Origin of the sequence: Yoonia sp. (assembly GCF_017854415.1) — a bacterium.
GTDB lineage: Bacteria > Pseudomonadota > Alphaproteobacteria > Rhodobacterales > Rhodobacteraceae > Yoonia.
On record NZ_JAFMHR010000177.1, the window covers coordinates 1 to 4850 of the forward strand.

Genomic DNA, 4850 nt, shown 5'->3' on the forward strand with positions numbered 1-4850 from the left:
GAAGCCACGAAGCTGTTGAGCGGGAGCTGTCGGCAAAGTGGACCTCTAGGGGAAAACTTAACCGACAGCTCTTTGTATGTGGGATACCCTATCAGAACAGGCTTATTGATACTGGCCTACGGCTAAACCTGACAACCTACGGCTGAAACTCGCCATCTCGATTGCACTTAACATAATCACACTTGTGCGTCTTTGAACGACCGCAGGTTGAACGCAGCCCCCCAGTGCATGACAGGGCTAGGTCGGATCGCTAGGGCAAAAAACAGTCACCCGCGGTCATATGTTTTCACGCAAAAAGGCGAAATTGACATAGGGGGTCGCGGCTCAATACTGCCCATGCATCTTTAGCAGGAATTGTTTAAAACAAGCTGTTCTCTCAATATTTCTAAAGCCGCAACGCATCCATTTTGCTAGGATATTCCAGACACATCTGGAGATCAAAAGCATGACCAGTGATGAGAAATACATCCTCGAAGAAATCGTGATCGAGGAGCAAATGCGCGTAACAAACCACCTGTCCAGCGCATTGGATTCATTAGCCCATCGAGACCATGCAACTGCCCGAGCAACCGCGTTTGTCTCTGCCAGTATCAATGGGGCAGCCTACGCTCTGAGAGAATGGGTCGGCCCACAAGAAGCCGCGGCAGTGCTGCGCAAGTTGGCTGATGCAATCGATGTGCATGCGGTGAAGCATTGAGCAGGTATCGTATTTATGCTATGCTCAACACAGTTGGCCCTGATGGGGTTAGCACACTTCTGTTTCCGCTGCTGATGGCGAGCGCGCAGATCATTCCTGACACATTTTTGTCGGGGGCGATTTACTGCGCGCCCTGACTCTCACATCGGAGAAAATCCATGACATTCCATCAAACCACAAAGCTGACCGCAGCACAGCGTTCCGCCATCCGTGCAGGCGCTCAATCCTTCGCCAGCCGCAACAATCTTGAAATTGATGTTCAATCGGCGACCTGGGCCGAACTACAGGACATCAAAAAGTCTGCCCGTATCGCGGCCCGTGATGTTCTGCTCGAAATCCGCGACGGCATGTCCGACGCAGTGGCTTCCTCGCTTGAAAAGGCGCAAGGCGCATTGCTTGAATTGGCCGATATGGTCGAGCAAGAACTAGACTCGCGCACCGCCCGCAACTCTCGCGGCCCGTCTAATGCCGTTGACCTCTCGAAGCGCCCTGAGTTTGAGCCTCGCAGCGGTTCTGCCGTAGACGGTGGTTCCTATGCTGACGCACCCGAGGCCTATGCGTTGGAAAACCGCCAATCCATGAAGGCATGGGCGCAGGCGAAAGATCACACCCATGAAAACGTTGGTGCAGGCGCATTTCTTCGCGCTCTGACTATTGGTGCGCGCACTGATGCTGAGCAACGCGCTCTCGCAGGCGGCACAGACGCCGCTGGTGGCTACACAGTGCCGACGATGACGTCTAGTGACCTGATCGACATGGCGCGCTCTGAGATGGTCCTGACGCAGGCTGGTGCGCGCATCGTTCCTCTGACGACCGACCAGACCGTGATCGCAAAGGTTCTTAGCAGCCCGTCGCCAGCATTCCGCGCTGAAAACGGCGTAGTGACTGAGAGTGATCCGACTTTTGGCGCGGTGACATTGGCCCCCAAGTCGATTGCCGTGATGGTCAAAGCATCGATTGAGTTGATGGCTGACAGCGTAAACCTCGAGCAAGAACTGCCGCTTATTCTCGCGCGTGCGTTGGCTGTTGAGATCGATCGCGTTGGTCTTGTCGGTTCTGGCACTGGTAACGAGCCAAAAGGCATTGTGAACTACACTGGTCTCACAGCTAACACCTTCGCTGGCGGCGCTCTGACTGGTTATGCTCCGCTAATCAACGCTCGTGGCGCTCTGCATGGTGCAAACGAAAAGCTGACTGGCTTTATCATGGCAAGCCGTGACGAAAACGCGTTTGCAGGCCTGACCGATACGCAGCAAGGCCAGCCGCTGCAAATGCCGCGCGCGCTCGAGGGCGTCCAGATGCTCCACACAACGGCAATGCCGACTGATGGTGGCGCAGGAACCGAAAGCCAGATCATCGCTGGCGACTTCTCGCAAATCTTGATGGGCGTTCGATCATCCATCCGCGTTGAGGTCTTACGTGAGCGGTTTATGGATACTCTGCAATTCGGCTTGATCTGTCATGCCCGTATCGACTTCGCAGCGGCCCGTGAGAGCGCGTTCACAGTGCTGGACGGTGTAGTGCCTGCATAAGAGATTGCCGCGCTTTGCAAGGGCGCGGCATAGCCCAGCGGGAGGTGGCATAAAAACGCCCGCAGCGCGGCATTGGTCCTACTTTAGTTTCGCCGAGGGCCGCGCAAAATAACTCTGGAGGCTTCCATGTTTATCGAGACAGAAATTGGCGACATTCCGTTTCACCGCATTGTGCGTCACAAAAACGGTGTGATCGAATACGACGGCCTGAGTGGCGTCCGTTTGACCGCAACGCTCACAGATCGAGGCACTGCCCAGATCGCATCCCTATCTCAGCCCATAAGCGCGCGGGTTACTCTCGACCGAATCCATGCCCAGAAAACGGCGGTTTAATGCACGACCCTATTACGGCACTCTGGCTGAACGTTCTGATGGCTGGTCTAGCCGACGCAGTTAAAAGCCAGAAAGCCGAAGCGTGGATCTGGTCGACTGACTTTGACGACGTTTGCGAATTTGCCAACACTTCTGCCGAGAGCGTGCGGAGAGAGTTTTACCGCCAAGCTGACGCTGCATAGGCTTCTTTACATATATTTTGCATTTAATGCGTTTCGACGATACGGTTGAAAAAACGTTTACATCGAACGATTGGATACCCCTATGAAACACACCCTTGGAACGGCTGCGAAAGCGGTTGGAAAATCAAAGTCAACGATCAGCAAAGCTATAGCCAGTGGAAAAATATCGGCGCATCGCCTGCCCAACGGCAGCTTTGAGATTGATCCATCAGAACTGCACAGGGTTTACCCCCCGAACGCTTCTGAAACAGGTGAAGTCGAACGATCGGCAACCCCCAACAAAACGGGGGAGAACACCAACGAAAACATGATCTTACAGGTCAAACTTGATGCAGCACATCAACGCATTGCGGACCTAGAAGAAGATCGCGCGCAATGGCGGCAACAAGCCAACACGTTGCTGCTGAAGGTTGAGAAAAGCCAGCCAGAAGCAAAGGGTTTCTGGAAGCGGCTTTTAGGGGGGTAACAAGTGTTTTCCAAGAATGATGCTAAATATATCTTTCCCCGATGGTGTGAAAAGATATAGCATACCTACAATATCTGGTGCGAAAGCGATTGCCGATTCACCAGAAAGAGAAAAGGCCCGATCCGCGCTAACGGTTCGAGCCTTAAAATTACAATCTTGTCTGACGGGACAAGGACTGAGCTTTACAAGCAAAACTATATAGTCCTGTTCCCCGTCCGACAAGCCAAAAAAAGGCTTGATAGAAAATGGACCGCACGATTACCTTGGCAGACGCCCCTCGCGCCCTGCGCGACATAGGCACAAACGTTAATTACATGACCCTCTGGCGGCGCGTGATCGCGGGCGGAATCCCTGCTCATAGAGCAGAGGGCAAGCGCCAGTGGTTGATCCAAGAAGCGGATCTGCCGACGATAGCAAAAACCCTAGCCGAAAAGGCGTAGGGCGATGACATCATCACAAAGCACATCAAACGGGGCCACCCCCGTTTCTGGTGCTGCGCGAGTGCTGACCGCGTGGGGTTCGCGCGACACGCACAAGCACAGCGGCAAAGATTACCAAGGCATAAGCTGGGCAGAGGTCGTGGCGCGCGCAAGTGAACCGACGGCAACCGCCAAGGAGAACGCGCAGTTTATCATTCCGTCGACCTATCGCGGGCCTGACGGGCGCAGCCATGACGTTCAGCGGGGCAAGGGATCGTTCCCCCTGCTATGTCTGGACGTGGACAGCGGCAACCCATCACAAGACGCCCTGCGGCTCGCTCTGGTGGCCGTGTGTGGTGACGTTGAGGCTCTGATATATTCATCCAGCGGGGCGAGTGCAGACAAGCGCAAATGGCGGGCGCTTATACCCCTGCGGACGGCATTGGCTGGTGCTGACTATCAGGCAACCCAAAACGCATTCTTTGCCTTGCTGGCAGATCACGGCATCACGGCAGACGCGGCGCTAAACCGTGCGGGGCAACCCGTTTACCTGCCGAACGTCCCAGCCGACAAACGGGCCGCAGACGGCAACCCGATCTTTTATGCCTTTGAGCATATCCAAGGGCCGAGGCTAGATTTCGAAGGTTCAGCCATTGCCTCAAAGCGGGCCGCGATGGTCGCGGAGATTGAACGCGAGGAAAAGGAACAGGCCGAGGCGCGGGCCGCATTCCAAATCCAGCGGGCAAAGCACATTGCAGCGGGTGGTGATGACTTCGAGCCGATTGCCCATTTCAACGCGACCCACAGCATTGCTGACTTGCTGACGCGTTACGGGTTCGAGAAAGAACGCGGCGGCGACAACTGGCGCAGCCCATATCAAACGAGCAAAACGTTCGCATTCAAGAACTTTAGCGACCATTGGGTATCACTGTCAGGATCGGACGCAGATGCAGGATTGGGGAAAGAAACCCCGAACGGCAACCGAACGGGTGACCCGTTCGACCTGTTCGCCCATTTTGAGCATGACGGCGACAAGAGCGCAGCCGTGCGGGAGTATGCAAACGAGGTGAAGCCCCGCGATGGGAAGGGACGCTTTACAGGCCAAGGCGTTGTAAAACCTGATGACACTTTCCCGACTTTCCCGCCCCCTGTTTTCATGGAACCATCCAAGGCACGAGCGCAGATAAAGCTAACTCTTGAAGGGTTTTTGGAAGAAACGGC

Annotated in this window: 7 protein-coding genes; all 7 read left to right on the forward strand. The window is 54.9% G+C overall.

The window, feature by feature from the left end; translation table 11 throughout:
* The first annotated feature begins 445 nt into the window (after positions 1-445).
* Positions 446-697, forward strand: a complete 252-nt coding sequence (locus QZ197_RS14765) for a hypothetical protein (RefSeq protein WP_296432915.1) — start codon at positions 446-448, stop codon at positions 695-697.
* A gap of 158 nt (positions 698-855) precedes the next feature.
* Entirely contained in the window at positions 856-2229 is a 1374-nt protein-coding gene (locus tag QZ197_RS14770; protein WP_296432916.1) for a phage major capsid protein, read from the forward strand.
* Between the two features lie 126 nt (positions 2230-2355).
* The gene (locus tag QZ197_RS14775; protein WP_296432917.1) at positions 2356-2562 is read left to right on the forward strand and encodes a hypothetical protein; all 207 of its coding nucleotides are present in this window, start codon (positions 2356-2358) and stop codon (positions 2560-2562) included.
* Positions 2562-2744: a hypothetical protein gene (locus tag QZ197_RS14780; RefSeq protein WP_296432918.1), complete on the forward strand. Its 183-nt coding sequence runs from the start codon at positions 2562-2564 to the stop codon at positions 2742-2744. Before QZ197_RS14775 ends, QZ197_RS14780 begins: the two co-directional genes overlap by 1 nt.
* Before the next feature lie 82 nt (positions 2745-2826).
* Positions 2827-3210 carry a hypothetical protein gene (locus QZ197_RS14785; RefSeq protein ID WP_296432919.1) on the forward strand — a complete coding sequence of 128 codons (384 nt, stop codon included), beginning with the start codon at positions 2827-2829 and terminating at the stop codon, positions 3208-3210.
* Positions 3211-3455: 245 nt separating this feature from the next.
* Entirely contained in the window at positions 3456-3650 is a 195-nt protein-coding gene (locus tag QZ197_RS14790; protein WP_296432921.1) for a hypothetical protein, read from the forward strand.
* A gap of 4 nt (positions 3651-3654) precedes the next feature.
* On the forward strand, positions 3655-4850 hold a 1196-nt coding region (locus tag QZ197_RS14795; protein WP_296432922.1), incomplete at its 3' end, for a hypothetical protein.

What these genes read in the sequence shown, in the direction of transcription:
- QZ197_RS14765 (WP_296432915.1), top strand. Translation starts at nt 446, where the DNA reads ATGACCAGTGATGAGAAATACATCCTCGAAGAAATCGTGATCGAGGAG.
- QZ197_RS14770 (WP_296432916.1), top strand. Translation starts at nt 856, where the DNA reads ATGACATTCCATCAAACCACAAAGCTGACCGCAGCACAGCGTTCCGCC.
- QZ197_RS14775 (WP_296432917.1), top strand. Translation starts at nt 2,356, where the DNA reads ATGTTTATCGAGACAGAAATTGGCGACATTCCGTTTCACCGCATTGTG.
- QZ197_RS14780 (WP_296432918.1), top strand. Translation starts at nt 2,562, where the DNA reads ATGCACGACCCTATTACGGCACTCTGGCTGAACGTTCTGATGGCTGGT.
- QZ197_RS14785 (WP_296432919.1), top strand. Translation starts at nt 2,827, where the DNA reads ATGAAACACACCCTTGGAACGGCTGCGAAAGCGGTTGGAAAATCAAAG.
- QZ197_RS14790 (WP_296432921.1), top strand. Translation starts at nt 3,456, where the DNA reads ATGGACCGCACGATTACCTTGGCAGACGCCCCTCGCGCCCTGCGCGAC.